We start from the raw sequence: 16616 nt of genomic DNA on the forward strand, positions 1-16616 counted from the left end.
CGCGCTCCCGCGGCTCCGCGCCCCGTGGATCATGGGTAAAACTCGCAGCTGTCGGCGCACTCGTTGCGCACGCACGAAAACAGCGCGTCGTAACAGGCGGCGCTCAGGGCAAGAACACCTTCAGCGCAATAGTCCCCCCCCGGATCGATGGCAGAGAACAGGTTGATCGTATCGTCTTCCGAGGAGCAGGCAGACTCGTACAGTCCGCAATCGGCCGTGCAATCCAGGCAAGACCTGTCGAAGTCGAAGTGCGAGCAGAAGTTGTCCTGCGTGATGGGGGACTCGGCCGGAAACGAGGCCTCGGCCTCGCGCCCGTCGAGCGCGGCGAACACAAGGCGCGCCGGCTCCTGGGCGGCGCTCTTTCTGAAGCCCAGCTCGCAGCGCAAGGAGGCCGAGGACGACAGGTTCACCGACGGGCACGGCTGCGTGAGCCACGCAAAGGGCTCCGAACCGAGCGTGAACCCATCCGTGCTCTCCACGGAGAAGCTCACCGGCGTCACGGGCAACGGCAACGTATCCTGATTCCTCAGGATCAACGAGACCCGCAGCGCCGATTCGCTCTGGTACCATTCGACGATCTCGAGCGCCAGGATCTCGCTCCCTGACGCGGTCGTCTCGCCCGACGCGGTCGTCTCGCCCGACGCGGTCGTCCCGCCCGACGCGGTCGTCCCGCCGCCCCCGCCGCCCGACGTGGTCGTCCCGCTGCCCGCGCCGCCGGGCGTGTCGTCCGACGGCCCGCCACAAGCGGCGGCGAGCAGGGCGAGAGCGGCGAGTGTCCCTCGATAGGCAAGTCTGTTCATGTGGCCCTCCATGGCCTGCCCTCATAAAGGGCCTCGCTCAGTCTAATACCAGACCAAGCGCTCCCGGCAGAAGCCCTCGACGCCATCGCATGCCCGACGGGAGCTGCACCCGGTCCAGCCCGATGTTTACGGGACTGCGCCGGGACCTCGCCGCCGCTCGACCGTGCGCGGAGCGGCTTCCATCACGTGGGCGCCCGGACGTGGACTCGCCGGACCCCGGGCTGCTTTGCGAGCTGGTCAATCAGCGTCTCCACGCCGATCGTGTTCGGGATCCTCGCGTCGAGCGTCACGTTGACGCGCCGCTTGTCGTCGAGGCGGCGCTCGTAATCCATGTCCGAGACGACGGCGCCGAGCGCTTCGAGCGCCTTCATGATGTCAGCCACGCCGGCCGACTCCTCGCCCAGGACGAGGGCGATCCGTCGACGGGTGCTGCGGTCGTCCTTGTCCTCGAAGCGGCGGAGCGCCGTGAGCGCGAGCACGCCGACCTGCGGGGGAGACAAGGCCGCCGGGCAGCCTCGCCGGCGGTCACCGCCGCTGGCGCCGGACAGCCTCGCCGGCGGTCACCGCCGCTGGCGCCGGACAGCCTCGCCGGCGGTCACCGCCGCTGGCGCCGGGCGCCCGACGCGGCCGCGCGCGGCTGCGACACCGAATCGTTCGCCGGCGACGCCGGCTCGTCCCCGCCGCCGGGCCGCGACGCGGCGGGAAGGGGATCCCCGATGTCGTCGAGCTCGCGGTCGAGCTCGCCCTTCTCGGTGCGGAACGCGTCGCGCTGATCGGCAGGGAGCTCCTGCAAGCGCATCGCGAGCAGCGTCTCCGCGTCGAAGTAGACGCCGTTGCGGCTCGCGCTGAAGTGCAGGTGCGGCCCCGTCGACCGCCCGGTCGACCCCACGTAGCCGACGACCTGATGGGTCGCCACGTGGTCCCCGCGCTTCAGGCCCGCCGCGAACCTCGAGAGGTGCGCGTAGCCTGTCTCGACACCGTTGTCGTGCTGGATCGCGACCCAGTTGCCGTGACCGCCGTGCGGCCCCACCCAGGAGACGCTGCCCTCGAGCGCGGCATAGACCGGGGTTCCCGACGGCGCGCCGTAGTCCGTGCCTTCGTGCGGCCTCACGCGGTGCAAGACGGGGTGCATCCGCTTGGGGTTGAACGGCGACGTCCGACGCAGCGTGGCGAGCGGCGCCTGCCACGGGTTCGGCACCGGCCCGCGTCCATCTTCGTCGACAAGCCGCCCCGTGGCGTCGTCGTCGAGCCGGTAGAAGCGGGCTTCCGGTTGCCCGGCCGCCCGCACGTCGAGCGCCAGAACACGAGGCGCCTCCGGCGCCCTGGCGGCCTCGGCCACGGCGCGGATCACCGCCCCGCGACGGGGCCCGTGAGGGAGGCGCCGCGCGAGCAGCTCCTCGGCTGCCCGCCGCACGCTCGCCAGCGGCTCCGCCGGCTCGCCCGGGGCTCCCACCGTCCAGGCCAGCGCGAGGTGCGGTTCTGCGCCCGCGTCGGGCGCCGGCGGCGGCGGCGGCGCGTCCGGAGGCCCGGCGCTCGCGCGCTGCCGGCTCGCGGCGTCGAGCGACCTGTCGATCTCGACGGCGCGCACCGCGAACCACACGACCCCGACGCCGAGCAGCCCGAGCCCGAGCCACACCGAGGCCTCGGTGCGGGGCGACCAGCCGTCGAACGTGGGCTCGGGTCGCTTGGGGCTTCCACCGGGCATCAGAGATCACCTTGCGCCATGGCGCCGGCGAGCCTCGACGGCAGCGACAGGGGCACGAGACATGCGCTACGCGCGAGCGTCGCTCGCGTCAACCCCGGCCGCCCGGCGGGCGGCCTTCGCAGACGCATCGCTGGCGCGGCAGGTCTCCTCGGGGCTGCGATCCGTCGCCACGCCCTCCCCAGATCCCCGAGGATGCGACGGATCGCACCGGTTCGCCCCCGCGGAATCGTTCCGCCAGAAACACCGGTCGATGATGAGCAGCGGCCAGCGGCCAGCGGCCAGCGGCCAGCGCTGCCGCCGGTGCTCCCGCTACCGCGCCGGGGTGATGGTCACCTTCAGCATCTCGTTCGACGCAGGGTACAGATAACCGTCGTCGACGGGGCGCACCTGGTCCGTGGGATCGTCGGCGCCCATCTGCGGCCCGGCCTGGCGCGGCGCCTGGTCGGGGCCCACGCCGGGCCACTGGTTGGCCTCGGTGCCCGCGTCCCAGATCGAGACCTTGTCGGAGACATCGCCGCTCACCGGCTCGCCGCCCGCGTCGAACAGCGCGATCCCCTCGTCGCTCGGCGCGAAGAACAGATCGTTCGATTGCCCCAGCATCGACGCGAAGCTCAGCCGCTCGCCGGGCCGCGCGGTCACCGTGAAGCTGAACTTCGCGCCCGGCAGCAACGGCCCCGGCATCGAGGCGTCGACGGGCGTGTCGTAGACGAGCACCGACGAGATCCCGCGCTCGCCTCCGATCTCGGCCTCCAGCGACCCCGCGAGCGTGGTCGGGTTCCCGTCCTCGGCCAGCCTCTCGAGGCCCTCGCCCCGGTCCGCCTCGCCCGACCTGAACAGGGGCGCCGCGGCCCCGTGCACCACCGCGACGCCCGGCGCCGCCGGCGAGGTCAGCCCCGCGCGGGGCATGGCCGTCGCGTACAGCATCATCGGGTTCCCGTCCTCCGCCTGCGCCTCCAGCCCGTTGCCGGGGTTCGCCTGCCCGACCGTGAACAGCGGGTTGCCCATCGTGTGCACGACGAAGAGCCCCGGCGACAGCGGCACGGCGGCCGGCTCCCCGCCCTCGGGCATCAGCGTCCCCACCTCCGACATGTTGGTGATCCGGATCGTGAACTCATTGCCCGGCTCCGGCGTCACCGTCACCTGGATGACCTCCTCGACCGCCGGGTAGGTATAGCCATCCTGGACCACCCGAACCGTTTTGTCCGGGTCCGGAGCGCCTGTGTTCGCGCTGCCCTGCCGGGGCGCCTGGTTCGGCCCCGCGCCCGGCTCCTCGTTGGCCTCGCTGCCCGCGTCCCACAGCTGGACCTGGTCGGTCACGTCCCCGCTCACCGGCTTGCCCGCCTCGTCGTAGAGCGCGATCCCGGCGCCATCGGGCGCATAGAACAGATCATTCGACTGCCCGAACATCGTCGTGAACGACAGCCTGTCGCCCGGGAGGGCGCCGACGCGGAACTCGAAGCTCTTCTCGGGGAGGAGCGGCCCGGGCGTGCTCTCGCCCACGGGCGTGTTGAACACGCCGGCCACCCGGTAATCCCGCCCGGGCGTCACGTTCTCGATGGTCACCTCGAAGCTCACGGCCGCATCCCCGCCAGCGGACCCGCCGGCGCCTCCCCCGCCCATGCCGTCGGCGCCGGTGGTGCCGGCGCCTCCCCCGCCCATGCCGTCGGCGCCGGTGGTGCCGGCGCCTTCGCCATCGCTGCAAGCAGCGGCGAGGGTGAGGATGAGCGACAGGGCCGAGAGCGCGCGATTCCGAACCTTCATAACGATCCTCCAGAAGCGATGAACAAGACGGCGCGACCTGGCTCGCCCCCGCCGCGGCGAGCCGCGTGGCAGCGATCGTTCCGCCGACGCGCCCCGGAGACCGGAGCGGCCGCAGGCGCCCGTACGGCGCGCGCCTCGACCTGCGATGGCCCGTGGCGCGTCGTCCGCTGGTCCTACGCGTCGGGTGCAGGTCGGTTTCGCTGCCCTCTCACGCGCCTGCACGATCGTTGTCGGGAGGAATCTTGGCGCGGCCGGCGGTCGCCTGTGCACCCGGTGGGCCAGACGTCCCCTGTGCAGCAACAGTCCCGCCAGGGATCTTGGACGAGCGGAACCGGGGCGGTCGTGAAGGCCGGGACCGCGTGTGGGGACGCGTGTCGACGGCCGCGTCGTCCCGGCACCGGACGGAGTGACACTACGTGTGCCCGGACGTTTACAGGGGAGCATCCGAAATGACACTACGTGTGCCCGGACGTTTACAGGGGAGCATCCAAAATGACACTACGTGTGCCCGGACGTTTACAGGAGAGCATCCAAAATGACACTACGTGACCCCATGCGTTTGCAGCGTGGGGTGCTGGTGGACCTGCGCACCCGATCGGAGAGGATGCGGAGCCTTCCTGCCGACGAAGCCTGCGTCCCTTTCGTGCTTTCGGCGGCGGCCGGCCCAGGCCGAGCTTCACGGCCGAGCTCGGCTGCGGGTACAACGGCAGGATGGCCAAAGCCAAGACCAACAACAAAGACATGGGGAAGGCGCCTGCGTCGCCTCCCACGGGGAAGCACTCCTACCGCGCTTGCTACAAGCGCTTCGCCCCGGAGGCCCTCGCGCTTCCGGACCGGGACGTCGAGCTCTGTCGCGCCGACGTCCGGATCGCCTTCGCCAACGTGAAGCAGGGCGTCGCGGCGGCCTGCGCCGATCCGGCTCGGGTTCGCAGGGCGCTGCCCGAGCTGCCGCTCGACGACGTGCTCGCGCTGCCGGATCTCGGCCGGGCGCTCGTGTTCGCCTCGACCCGCGTCACCGCCAGGCCGGCCAGCAGCCGCGAGGTCGAGGCGAAGCTCAAGGTCGTGGCCGAGCTGCGGGAGCCGATGCTCTCGCTCGCCGAGACCCTCGCCAGGCGAGGCCTCCTGCCGAGGGACGTCGTGGCGGAGATCCGCGCCGGCAGCGGCAAGTACGACATGGCCAGCGACGGAATGGCGCTGGCCCACCTGTATGACGAGCACGCGGACGCGCTCCGCGGAAAACACCCCTTCACGCGGGAGGAGTTCGACCTCTTGCGGGAAGCGAGCGAGTGGCTGCTCGACAACCTCACCCCCGACGGCGCCCGCCGGCCCGCCGCGAAGCAGCGCGGCGAGGCCGAGGCGATGCGCGATCGGCTCTGGACGCTCCTGCTCCGGCGGCACGCGGACCTGCGGAAGATTGGCTATTACTTCCATGGCGATGCCTTCGAGGACGTCACCCCGAAGCTCCAGTCGCGGGTCGTCAAGGCCGCGGCGACGGAAGAGGTCGACGAGGAGGAAGTCGACGAGGAAGAGGCTGGCGAGGACGAGGCAGGCGAGGAGCCCGCGGATGCGTCGCCGTGAACCTCGCGCGACCTGAGGTCACGGTTCCTCAAGCCTATTGACGCTCAGGGGGCTGATGGCCCGCCGAGCAGGCCGCTTGATGGCGATCGCGGGCGTGCGCGGTTGCGGTCAAGAAGAGCGATGGCCATCGCTCGGACGCGCGCCGCGGGGCGGCTCGCAATGGCCATCGTCGTTCGTGGCCGTCGGCGCCGGCGAAGTGTTCCTTCGCCGGCGCCGACGGGGCGCTCGTCGGGTCGGTCAGCGTCAGCTGCCGTCCGTCCCCAGGTCGCCGACGATGCGCGCTATCACGTCACGCTCGACGAGTTTCTTTTTCCGTCGCGCCGCCTCGCGCAGCGCGGCGATGGCCATGCGGTCGATCTCGCGCAGGCTCGAGCCAGCCGCCTCGTGGAGCAGCATCAGAGCGTCCGCGGTGAAGACGTCGCGGGCCGCTCGGACGAGGCCGGGCTCACCACGACGATCGGCGCGTGCTGTCCGACCTCGGCGAGCGACGAGAACAGGCGCCGCTCCCGCGCCGGGCTGCGGCTGAGAAGTTCTTCGTAGCGAAGGTTGAGTTGGTGGAACTCCCTATCCATCGGGCACCGGAGCGCCGCTACTCCGGCGCGCAGGCCGACCCTCGTACAGCCCGGCTCGGGTCTTTTCGGCGCCCCCCCGGGTGTCCGCCCGTTTCTCATGAAGTATCCATGACTTGAGTTTGCCTCTGGTCTTGCGCGGCGCCCACCAGGACTCGGCCGAATACCCCAAGGAAATCAGCGCCTTGGCCCCTGAGCTAGTCTTGCGCGATGTCCGAGGGAAGTCGGTCGGGCGTCGGCGGCGCCCGCAGCGGCGCAGGCGGCGGCCACGCCATCGCCGTCCGCTGCTTCAGCCACCGCGCTACGAAGAAGTCCGGGTTGCGCTCCGGCCACGACCCGTGCGTCTTCTTCCGCCTCGCCACCTGGCACGACCGTGATGAGCACACGTGCTGCCGATCGCCAACGCGAGGATCAGGATGAAAGCACCGACGGCAGACCCGGCACGGCCGCGCAACGCATCCCCAAAGCGTCGCATCTCGCCCCCCGTCGCGGCCGCGCGCTCACCACCGGCTCGATCCCGAACGCGCCGGCGGCGCGCTCAACGCGACCACCGTCAGCCGGGGGGTGAACCGGTTTTCGCGATCAGAGGCGGGTCAATTCTCGACTGCGAAGCACGTACTGAGCCGCGGCGGCCTGGCCGTCCGCAGCCCCCTCGACGACCCCTTCGGTCCGAGGTTGTGAACGGACCGGTATGTGTCCGGTAACCTCCCGATGACGCAGCCCGCGCCGTGTCCCCCATGCGAGACGCCTCCGGCTGCGCGTCCGCCGCGCCGCCGGCCCCGGAAAGGCGGCGACTGCCGCCGGTGCTAGACGGAGCTACCCTATGGCGCCGGACAGCATTTGAGCCTTGCGGCGCAGGGCCGATCCATGAGACTTTCCATGGGGGGAAGTCACAGAAGGCGACGATCTAGACAGACCTGGTCCGGCGGCGTCGGTTGACCAATCGACTGATATTCAGCCGGGTGCAAAGAACCATCACATAGTTCGAGGAATCTTGCCATTATGAGAGCATCCAGAGAGCAACTAGCCGATCTCGTACGCTCGCACCGTGAACAGCGTAGACTTACTCAGCAGCAGCTTGCAGAACAAGCCGGCCCTCCAGCAAACAGGAGCACTATTGCTCATATCGAGCAAGCAGTCCGACTCCCAAAGCCAGCAGTCCTCGAAACCGTCTGTTCGTTCCTCGGAATCCCGAGAACCTATTGGGAGGAGTACGCAAATGAATCTTCCCTTCAACGGCTCCGGTTCGAAGAGCAACTGTCCGAATTAGTTGGTCGTCCAGTCTCTCTGGTACAGTTGACTGAGCAGTCGCGCGACGCATGCGAACGTCTCATTTCGCAGCTCCTAGACGGTCGCCTGTCTGAGAGACAGACGCACGATCTATTCAATTCAATACTTATTTACTATGGCCAACACCCGGTATCGGCATCATTCTTTGACAAGTACCTTGGTCCAAGAGCATGCAGCTCCCTGGAGCTTCTTGAACAACATATCCAGGCGTATCAGAACGATGCGATCCGGCTATTTAGCACTTTTGGCGAAGCATTTGTAACGTTGTCTTCTGCGTCCGACATCACGCAATACCTTTCCCCTCTCAAAGTGAGGAACCTGTCCCTTTACACGAACCGCTCAGACTGGCATCACATTGAGCAAATACCCGACGACCGCTTACCGGATCTCGGATATATATCGGCTGAACGGGTTCGACAAGAGACGAAGGAGCGGCAAGCGTTGAAGACCTTTCTTGAACGCCTGGCAGCCAACGTACGAAAAGACGGGCGCGCAGCGCTCGACCAAGAGAATGAGAAGACGAAGCGCCGGATGGACTCCCTGCTCAGGCGCTTCAACAGCTCGATCGAGAATGGTCTTTTTTCTCCTCTTTTTCAACCGGACCCTGATGCCATCGAGCGTGAGGCTGCTCGCCTCGCGCCGAAGACGGACACCGAGATTGCTCGAATTAGTGAAACCCAAGCAATCGCCGAGCGCAACCTCAGCCATTATCTTAGTGCCGACTACCTTGACGTCTATGTAGCAACCTCGATGAGGTCAGACGCAGACTTCATCTCCGTCAATCGTTTCGCAAAAGCGCTATTTGGCCACTCACGGGTGAAGGCACTCAATCTTCGGTATTTCAATCCGACGCAATCGTGGATCGACGACCGCATTGCCAAAGGCCTTGTTGAGGCCCTTATGCTTCGCCGAGCTGACGTCACCATCTATATGGCCCAAAAGGCGGACTCCTTCGGAAAGGACTCGGAAGCATCTGTTGCCCTCGGCCAAGGCAAGCCGGTCGTTGTGTATGTCCCAAAGCTGCACGTCCCGTCGGCGAAGATCGATTCCGAGGAACTAGCGCGCAAGTCGCGGTCAGACCGAATCGAGATACTCCGCGCAGTGGACAGCGCTCTTCTCGAGGACTTGGATGACTCGGTCGATGACGAAGCCCTCCTCTCCCGAATTCTCCAGGCCCGCCTTGCGACGCTGGAAGATGGCGAATTGATCGAAGTCTTGCGCGAGCACGCAGCGGACTTCGACTTGCTTGCCGAGGCTGAGCGCGTCCCCGAGAGCAACCGCGAGGAGTATCGGCGCTGGATCGAAGACGTCGTCGAGGCGCGGACGGCAGCGGTACCCAGCACGCTAAGGCGGCACATCGATGGGATTCTCGTAGCGGTTGCCGCACGCTTCGAACGCCGTGCGCATCTTTTTCGCGAGATCCATCCGCTGGCACTTCAGGTGATCCTAAGTACTGGTGTACTGAACGGAATACTCGTGGTTCGCTCTGTTGAGCAGTGCGCTGTTGTCCTGGAGGCTCTCATAACCAATTCGCTCCGCATGCGTCTCGAGAAGGACGATCAGAATTATCGCCTTATCGAGGAGAACACCGGATCAACCGTTCGGGTTATTTCTCGACATACCCTGCTTCGAAACGCTTTTGAGTCTTTCTATTTCAGCCAGGTACGGCGAGATGAGCGAAAGACCGGATAACATCAAATTGATGCTCGTGGTCGGGCGCAGCCTGCCCACAGCACAATTTGGCGTTAGGTGCACTTGCCGCTTGGTTCGGACGAGCGTTCGCCCCCATACGAGAACTGACGATGGCACTGAGTGACGCGTGTTTTGATTTCCTGGAAGCTGTGGGACGTGCTGCGCGCGAACTGGCCGAAGCCGTCCACTTCTACTCGGCACCAGATCACCCGCTGCGATATGGAGACGAGATCGATGCCCTACGCCGTGCCTGTCTAGCGGTGGCGGCCTCGCCCTATGATGCCGAGGGCGGTGCGCAACTCCTTCGGCTGGCGACGGCTGTGATGCGGTACCATGATACTCCGGCCGGCTCAACAGCGTCACCGGACCACCAAGCGAAGGCTCAGAACCTCGTCAATCTACTCCAGTCGCGGGTAGATGTTTGGGACGTTGCGGCCATTCCATCCATAGTTGAGCATGTGCTCCGCGAGACCCCATTTACAGAACGTGCTGCCAGGCGTCTCGGAGCGATATTGCCTACGTTGCCAAAACCCGACGGCGAGAGCATCGCAGGAGTCATCGCCAAAATCGGCGCTTCGACGGCAAAGAAAGCGCTTGGGCTTGAAGAAAACTTGACCACGCTTGCCCAGCGCCAGGTGGATGTCGGTATTCTCACGATTAAGGACGAGGAGTTCGAAGCAGTACTGCAAGCGTTCCCGGACGGTTCCGATGTCTACGTCAGCCCCGCAACCCACCGCCACTACAACATGCGGATTACAGAAGCCGCTGGCGGGGCGACCTACCGAGTGGCCATCATGCGCCAGTCGGAGCAAGGCAACGGTGAGGCCCAGAGCGCCGCGCGCGACCTCATCGAGGATCTGTCTCCTCGTCTGATTCTTGTCGTCGGTATTGCTGGCGCACTCCCCAGCAAGGACGTTACCTTGGGAGATGTCGTCCTGTCTCTGCGCGTCCACGACTACACTGTGGAGGCTCGGCACGAAAGTCATGACCCCACATATGCAATGGCGGGAGGGCCGGTGGGGAAAAGAATCGAGCATCACGTCGCGAACCTCAGAGCGCGGTCGCAGGACATCGGCGATTGGACTAAGGGGTTGCCCGAACGACCCTCGGTTCTCGTGGAGGACGGAGACCTATACGGACCGGCAGATTGGAACAATAACGTTCGCGAATCGCTTGAATATCATTTCGCGTCCAAGACTCGCCCCCCGAAGTTCTGTTCGGGAGTCATTGCGTCAAGCGACCGCCTTATCAAGGACACTCGCATTCTGATTCCATGGTTGCAAACTGCACGCCATCTCCTGGCTGTTGAGATGGAGTCAGGAGGGGTCTATCGAGCGGCGCGAGAGCGCTGCGCGATGCTTGCAATCCGCGGCATCAGCGACGTCGTCGGATTCCGGCGGGACGAGCAGTGGACGAGGTATGCCTGCGCGAGTGCCGCGGCTTTCGCCCGTGCCTATCTGCGCACGGAACCCATTGAACCGGGGAAGCGTTCCCACGAAAGCGTGGTAAACACTCCCTTTGAAGAAACTGGATGTAGAAAAGCATGAGCCGGGCGCCTAATTATGCGGTCTGCTGCTGACGAGCGGGTTCGGGCGTCCTTCGAGCTTCCTCCCCGCGCCCGCAGCAGACCGCATAGTTGGGCGGCATTGTGCCGAGCGCTCGTTCAGTAACCCGTCGGGCTTGCGTAGTCGTAAGATCTTGAACTAGGATCGCGGCCTCTGGCAGAGAATATTCAGTACGATCTGGAAGCGCATCAACATGGATTCGAACGAGCCTCTTGCGTTCTTCGTTTCTTCGTTACAATTTCAAGGCGGCTTAGACGTCGAACTGGCCTCCGGGCAGCTGGTTCTGATCATCGGACCTAATAACGCTGGCAAATCGACCATGCTGCGTGAATTGTTAGGTGCACTAGGTGGCTCGCTTCAGGATGGCCTCGTGTTGCGATCCGCAAATGTACGCAGAAACGGATCGCGAGGAGCTCTTCGTGACTGGGTAGACCCTCGTCCGGCGTACAAGCAGGAATACTCGGGTGGCCCGCGCGAAAGGGTACTTTTGGGGTGGGGTGGCCCGATCGGTGAATCCGACTTCGACACGTGGCTAAAGCGCCGCCTCTCCAAACCTCTCCTGTCTCAGTTGCACACGTATGTCACATATCGAAAGCGGATGGCTGCCGTGGAATCGTGTAAGGCCTTTGATCCGCTTGACGGTGTTCCTGAGCATCCGTTTCACTTTTTGCTTAAACGTCCAGAGTTGGACGACCGGCTTGCGCGACTTGTCACTGACGCATTCGGGCTCAGTATTGTAATTGATCAAGCAGCGGGGTCCGAGTTTCACGGTTATTGCGTTCGCGACAGAGAGTCGGCGCCCACTACGAATCGTGTCGATCTAAGATATCTTGAGTGGCTTCGCAGCCATCCAAGGCTAGCGGGACAGGGCGATGGGCTTAAATCTTACGTCGGGTGCCTGCTTGAAGTGCTGACCACCAAGCCATTTGTAACCATCGTCGATGAGCCTGAAGTGTTCCTTCACCCGCCGCAGGCTCGGTTGCTTGGCCGGACGCTGGCCGGCGAACGCGAGAGGGGTCAACAGTTGTTCGTTGCAACTCATAGCGCTGATTTCCTTAGAGGAGCCCTTGAGGCCAAGCCCGATTCTGTACGCGTCATTCGGCTGTCTAGAGGAGACGACGGCCCCGAGGCTGCGAGTGTGTCCCCTGAACGGATCGCTAAATTATGGAATGACCCTACCCTTCAATATTCAAACGTATTAGATGCGCTGTTTCACGATGCAGTGGTGATCTGCGAAGCTGACGCAGACTGTCGTTTCTACCAGTGGGTCTCTAGCCCTAGCGCGACCAAGACAGGCGATGTGATGTTCTTGCCTACCGGAGGCAAGGCCAGAGTTGCAAGTGTAATGGCGTCATTGCGCGCATTAGGGGTGCCGTGCGCGGCAATTCTTGACGCTGATGCGATTCGGGATACTCAGACGCTTTCGTCGCTCGTGAGGTCGGCCGGCGGTGACTGGAAATCTTTGTTTCCTCTCTGGCGGGAGATCAATGATGCGTCTGTCCGGCTCGGCACTACAGTTGCTAAGGATGATCTGCTTACACAGATAAAGAAGCTATTCGCAGAATATGATAACAAGTTTGTCACGGACACTCTCGTCGATCGAGTTAGGCAGTTGGCACGAATCGAGTCCGGCTGGTCGCTCTTGAAGAGGTCTGGGCTTGCGGCACTTCCGGGGGGTGCCGCGTCGCGCGCCGCGAATGAACTTTTCTCTAAGCTCGCGCTACTTAACATATTTATTGTTCCTGTGGGTGAATTGGAGGGTTTTGCTCGATCAATCTCTGGTCACGGTCCAGGGTGGGTGGTGGCAGTGATGGAGCGATATGCGCCTGATGCGGATGAACTCGCCGAAGCGCGCAAATTCGTTAGCCACGCGCTGAGTGGCATCTTTCGAAAGCCCATGTCTTCTGCAGGTTCTCGGGACTCTGTTCAGAGCCGTAACCTACGATTGGCGAATCGTTCCCGCGAGCTGGTTAGGGCTCTTCGCGACAAGGTGACGTTTTCAGCGGTAATGCTGCTTGGTATAGTGGTATGGCTCGTTTGGGCGGCGTTTATGTTCGGATATCAGGCAGGCCATGCATCCGGTCATCCGAGCGCACCGCAGAGCGCCACGACGGCCTCGGCGAGTACACCACTGCAGCCGTCGGCGAATTCGCCACGGTAGGGCGCTGGGCGAGTGGGATCGCGTAGACCGGCAAGCCTGCCGCCCAACCAGGGGCATCGGCCAACGCCGCTTCGCGGCACGGCTGTGCCGCAGGGCATCTTTAGCGGACCGAGCCGACGTGGCTCGGCCTCTGCGGAGCTCCGCATTTGGCCTATCCGGGCGCCTCGTCAATGCGGCCTGCTACCGTCGGCGCGACCTTGCTCGACCCTCCGGTGCTGGCGCCAGGCCGAGCAGTGGGCCGAGCGCCTCGTTAACGACCCGAGCCGCAACGTGGTCCCCAAGGGCGACGGCGCAGCTGAGGGCGCGGGCGAGCGCTGCGAGCACGACGGCGCGAGGCGATGGGTCGGCCGGCGTAAGCTCCCGGATCCTGGGTTCGCCGGTTGGGCCCACGTTGGGTCCATGCCTTCTGAGGCGATGCGATCCGTCGTCACGCCCCTGCCACATCCCGGGGGATCCGACGGATCGCACCGGCTCGCCACCGCAGATTCGTCATTCAGGAACGCTGTACCAGCGTCTCGCCTCACCTCCCCCGCCCAGGCACACGCCCACGTAATCGGCGACCATCCTCTCAAGCGAGAACCGCTCCCGCGCACGCTCCCACCCCGCCGCCCCCATGCGCGCCCGCCGAGCCGGATCGGCGCCGAGCTCCACGAGCGCCTCGGCGAGCGCCTCCGCGTCGCCCGGCGGCACCAGCCGGCCTGTCACGCCGTCGTCCACCTGCTCGGCCATGCCGCCGACCGCGGTGGCCACCACCGGCAGCCCCTCGGCCATCGCCTCCAGCGATGCGTTCGGGCACCCGGCGGGCTCGGCGATCAGCGCGAACACGTCGAGCTCGCGCAGGAACGCGCGCGTGTCGGCGAGCTCGCCGACCCACTCGACCGACAGCCCCGCCGCCATCCGCCGCAGCTCCTCTGCATGCGCCTCGGCGCCGCGCTCCACGCCGCCTGCGATGCGCAGCATGTGCGGCGGCAGGCGCGGCGCCGCGAGGCGGAGCGCGGCGAGGAGCTCGTCGAGCTTCTTGTGCGGGTGGATGCGCGCCGCCGTCCCGATCGCGAGCCGCGGGCGCTCGTTGGACGCGCGCACGCGTGGTGCCGCGGGCGTCCCCATCGGGCGCGGGCCGAGCGCCACGCCGTTCGGCACCACGTGCGCCGGCGCCCCGAGCACCTCGGCGGCGAGCGCCGCCTCGGCCCCGTACTTGACGATCACCCCCGCGAGACGAGCGCCATAGTCACGTGGCGCGCGGTACGGCAGCCCGCGGCGCGGCGACGCGAAATACCGGCGCAGCGAGGCGAAGTACATCTCTCCTGGGCTGATGTCGAAGAGCGGAACGTCGAGCAGCCCGTCGGCAAGGAGCACCTTGTGCTCGGCGATCACGTTCCACATCAGCACGGCCTCCGGCGGGTCCTCCTCGATCGCGCGCAGCAGGCGCTCCACCGCCTCGGCCGGCTCGACGTCGGCCGGCGGCGGCACCGCCAGCACCGGGATGCCCGCGGCGGCGAGCGCGCGCCGCCCCGGCGTCGGGTACTCCGGCTGCTCCTCGATCACGGCCGCCCGGCCGCGCACGCCCGCCGCCGCGAGGCCGAGCAGCAGCCTGCGCGCGCTCGACTGGGCGCCGCCGGTCGAGAAGTTGTTCGTGACGAGCAGCAACCCGTCTCCCCGGCGCACACCGCGGTTCCTCGCGATCGCCCGCGGGTAGAGCCGCGCATACCCCTCGGCCATCCGCGCGAGGCTGAAGTGCCGCGCAACGACCTCCCGGCCGCCCGTTGACGCGTCGCGCGCGGCAGCAGCGCGCGACGCCGCCACGATCGCCCCGGCGAACCGCTCGGGCGCGGCGTCGAGCGGCAGGTGGACCATCGCCGGCGTCTCGGCCGCGATCTCCGCCGTGCCGCCGGCGCCGGTCGCGACGACCGGGAGGCCCGCCGCGAGCGCCTCCAGGTGCGCGAGGCTCAGCCCCTCGTGGGCGCTCGGCGACACGAGGACGTCGGCCGCCGCGAGCAGGCCGGCCACGTCGCCGACCGCCCCCGCGAAGCGCACCTCCGCGCGCAGGCCGAGCCGGTCGACCTCGCGCCGGATCTCCGCCTCCGCGGCCTGCGCCTGCTCGCTACCGGGCGAGGCGCTCCCCGCGATGACGAGCCGAGCCGCCCGAGGATCGCCGGCCGCCGCCAGCGCGGCCCGCGTGGCCGCGAGGATCGCCGGCAAGAGGTGCAGCCGCTTCTGCGGCCGCGGGTTCGCCACGGCGAGCAGGACGAGATCGTCAGGCGCGATCTCGAGGCGCCTCCGCCACGCCGCGGCCTCCGCCGATCCGGACCGATGGGCCTGCGCCGACCCGGACCGATGCTCCTCCGCCGACCCGGACCGATGCTCCTCCGCGGCCCCGGACCGATGGAACTCCGCAGCCCCGGACCGATGGCCCTCCGCCGACCCGACCCCACGCGCGATCCCCGCAGGCGCAAGCTCGATCCCGTTCCAGACCGTGCGCGCCGGGATCGGCAGCGCGCGCTCGGCGAGCTCCGCCTCGACCGCGCGCGCACACGAGACGAGCAGCGCCGCCTCGTCCGGACCGAGGCGATCGAGCCCCGCCGGCCAGCCCGCAGCCACGTTGTGGACCGTGACGAGCGGGCGGTACCCGCGCGCGGAGAGGCGCGCCAGGTCCTCGGCGTCGAACAGGTGCGCGTGCGCGAGATCCGCGCCCCACGCGGCGAGCCCTCGGGCCAGCGCGTCGAAGCGCGCCTCCCGATCGCCGCGCGCCTCGGACAGGTCGAGCGCCCCGGGCGGCGCGGCGAACGTGGCGCGGGTCGGCCGGTACACCGCGCAGACGAGCGAGCGCACGCCGCGCCGCGGCAGCTCCCTCGCGAGGTCGATCGCGATCCGCTCGGCGCCGCCCTGCTGCAGGCTGGTCACCACCTGCGCGACCCGCAGCGCCGCGTCGTCGCACACGTCGAGCGGCGCGTGCCGCACCACGCGCGCCCGCCGCGCGCCGAGCTCCCCCTGGAGGGCGACGTCGAGCGGATCGCCCGCGCGGACGCGCGCCGCGACGCCCGCGGCGAGTACCCCGTCGAGGTACACGCTCGCCGCGCGGGGCAGCCCCGGAGCGCGCCGGGCGCGCGCGGCGCGGCTCAGCTCACCGCCGGTCGCCCGCAGCAGCTCGGCCCACGCCGCGGCGTCCGGCTCGGGCGCGGAGAGCGCGCCCAGGTCGAACGGCGCAAGGACGGCGCCGAGCGCGCAGAGCGGCAGCCCGGTGTCGCTCGGCGGCGGGAACGGGTCGGGCTCGAGCGCAGCGAAGAACGCAGGCCACGCGCCCGCGCGCACGAGCCACACCGGCCCCGCCGCGAGCGCCTCCGCCGCGGCCGCGAGCGGCGCCGCCGTGAGGTCGACCGGCGCGAGCCCGGCGAGCCGGAGCGCGCGCAGCGTGCGGCCGGCGCGGGCGCGGTGCGCGGGCGCTTCGGCGAAGACGGCGCAGAGCGGGGGGCGCACGCGGGACATGCGGGACATGCG

The 16616-nt window shown here is 67.4% G+C and carries 11 protein-coding genes and 1 pseudogene; 5 read left to right on the forward strand and 7 right to left on the reverse strand.

The genetic code is table 11. The features are described from left to right. Positions 1-29 precede the first annotated feature (29 nt). The 4 genes from WME90_RS35365 to WME90_RS35380 form a co-directional block, all read right to left on the reverse strand. Positions 30-800: a hypothetical protein gene (locus WME90_RS35365; protein ID WP_437276468.1), complete on the reverse strand. Its 771-nt coding sequence runs from the start codon at positions 798-800 to the stop codon at positions 30-32. A 182-nt stretch (positions 801-982) separates the two neighbouring features. After that, positions 983-1300 (reverse strand): hypothetical protein, encoded by a 318-nt coding sequence (locus tag WME90_RS35370; protein WP_437276469.1) that lies wholly within the window; start codon positions 1298-1300, stop codon positions 983-985. A gap of 95 nt (positions 1301-1395) precedes the next feature. Next, positions 1396-2505: a M23 family metallopeptidase gene (locus WME90_RS35375; protein ID WP_437276470.1), complete on the reverse strand. Its 1110-nt coding sequence runs from the start codon at positions 2503-2505 to the stop codon at positions 1396-1398. Between the two features lie 309 nt (positions 2506-2814). Then, positions 2815-4266 carry a spondin domain-containing protein gene (locus WME90_RS35380; protein ID WP_437276471.1) on the reverse strand — a complete coding sequence of 484 codons (1452 nt, stop codon included), beginning with the start codon at positions 4264-4266 and terminating at the stop codon, positions 2815-2817. A gap of 711 nt (positions 4267-4977) precedes the next feature. Between WME90_RS35380 and WME90_RS35385 the strand changes: the two genes are divergently transcribed. Further along, positions 4978-5844: a hypothetical protein gene (locus tag WME90_RS35385; RefSeq protein ID WP_437276472.1), complete on the forward strand. Its 867-nt coding sequence runs from the start codon at positions 4978-4980 to the stop codon at positions 5842-5844. Positions 5845-6087: 243 nt separating this feature from the next. Here the strand turns inward: WME90_RS35385 and WME90_RS35390 are convergent, their stop codons facing one another. Together WME90_RS35390 and WME90_RS35395 are read right to left on the reverse strand one after the other, a co-directional pair. Next, positions 6088-6240: a hypothetical protein gene (locus WME90_RS35390; protein WP_437276473.1), complete on the reverse strand. Its 153-nt coding sequence runs from the start codon at positions 6238-6240 to the stop codon at positions 6088-6090. Continuing rightward, entirely contained in the window at positions 6240-6416 is a 177-nt protein-coding gene (locus WME90_RS35395; RefSeq protein ID WP_437276474.1) for a hypothetical protein, read from the reverse strand. Before WME90_RS35395 ends, WME90_RS35390 begins: the two co-directional genes overlap by 1 nt. A 999-nt stretch (positions 6417-7415) precedes the next feature. On the opposite strand from WME90_RS35395, the pseudogene WME90_RS35400 reads away from it, so the two are divergent. The 4 genes and pseudogenes from WME90_RS35400 to WME90_RS35415 all read left to right on the forward strand — a co-directional run. Continuing rightward, positions 7416-7607: pseudogene (locus tag WME90_RS35400) on the forward strand (helix-turn-helix domain-containing protein); the annotation flags it as partial. A gap of 537 nt (positions 7608-8144) precedes the next feature. Beyond that, positions 8145-9395, forward strand: coding sequence for a hypothetical protein (locus tag WME90_RS35405; RefSeq protein WP_437283766.1), 1251 nt, complete (start codon positions 8145-8147; stop codon positions 9393-9395). 110 nt (positions 9396-9505) lie between these two features. After that, positions 9506-10942: a phosphorylase family protein gene (locus WME90_RS35410; protein ID WP_437276475.1), complete on the forward strand. Its 1437-nt coding sequence runs from the start codon at positions 9506-9508 to the stop codon at positions 10940-10942. A 211-nt stretch (positions 10943-11153) separates the two neighbouring features. Next, positions 11154-13121, forward strand: a complete 1968-nt coding sequence (locus WME90_RS35415; RefSeq protein ID WP_437276476.1) for an ATP-dependent nuclease — start codon at positions 11154-11156, stop codon at positions 13119-13121. A gap of 489 nt (positions 13122-13610) precedes the next feature. Here the strand turns inward: WME90_RS35415 and WME90_RS35420 are convergent, their stop codons facing one another. Then, positions 13611-16613 carry a glycosyltransferase gene (locus WME90_RS35420; protein WP_437276477.1) on the reverse strand — a complete coding sequence of 1001 codons (3003 nt, stop codon included), beginning with the start codon at positions 16611-16613 and terminating at the stop codon, positions 13611-13613. Between the last annotated feature and the right edge of the window lie 3 nt (positions 16614-16616).

This window comes from Sorangium sp. So ce375 (genome assembly GCF_051473855.1).
In the GTDB taxonomy this organism is placed as follows: Bacteria; Myxococcota_A; Polyangia; order Polyangiales; family Polyangiaceae; genus Sorangium.

Excerpts from the sequence above, each read along its gene's own strand:
- WME90_RS35365 (WP_437276468.1), bottom strand. The coding sequence starts at position 800 with ATGAACAGACTTGCCTATCGAGGGACACTCGCCGCTCTCGCCCTGCTC.
- WME90_RS35375 (WP_437276470.1), bottom strand. The coding sequence starts at position 2,505 with ATGCCCGGTGGAAGCCCCAAGCGACCCGAGCCCACGTTCGACGGCTGG.
- WME90_RS35380 (WP_437276471.1), bottom strand. The coding sequence starts at position 4,266 with ATGAAGGTTCGGAATCGCGCGCTCTCGGCCCTGTCGCTCATCCTCACC.
- WME90_RS35385 (WP_437276472.1), top strand. The coding sequence starts at position 4,978 with ATGGCCAAAGCCAAGACCAACAACAAAGACATGGGGAAGGCGCCTGCG.
- WME90_RS35390 (WP_437276473.1), bottom strand. The coding sequence starts at position 6,240 with ATGCTGCTCCACGAGGCGGCTGGCTCGAGCCTGCGCGAGATCGACCGC.
- WME90_RS35395 (WP_437276474.1), bottom strand. The coding sequence starts at position 6,416 with ATGGATAGGGAGTTCCACCAACTCAACCTTCGCTACGAAGAACTTCTC.
- WME90_RS35410 (WP_437276475.1), top strand. The coding sequence starts at position 9,506 with ATGGCACTGAGTGACGCGTGTTTTGATTTCCTGGAAGCTGTGGGACGT.
- WME90_RS35415 (WP_437276476.1), top strand. The coding sequence starts at position 11,154 with ATGGATTCGAACGAGCCTCTTGCGTTCTTCGTTTCTTCGTTACAATTT.
- WME90_RS35420 (WP_437276477.1), bottom strand. The coding sequence starts at position 16,613 with ATGTCCCGCATGTCCCGCGTGCGCCCCCCGCTCTGCGCCGTCTTCGCC.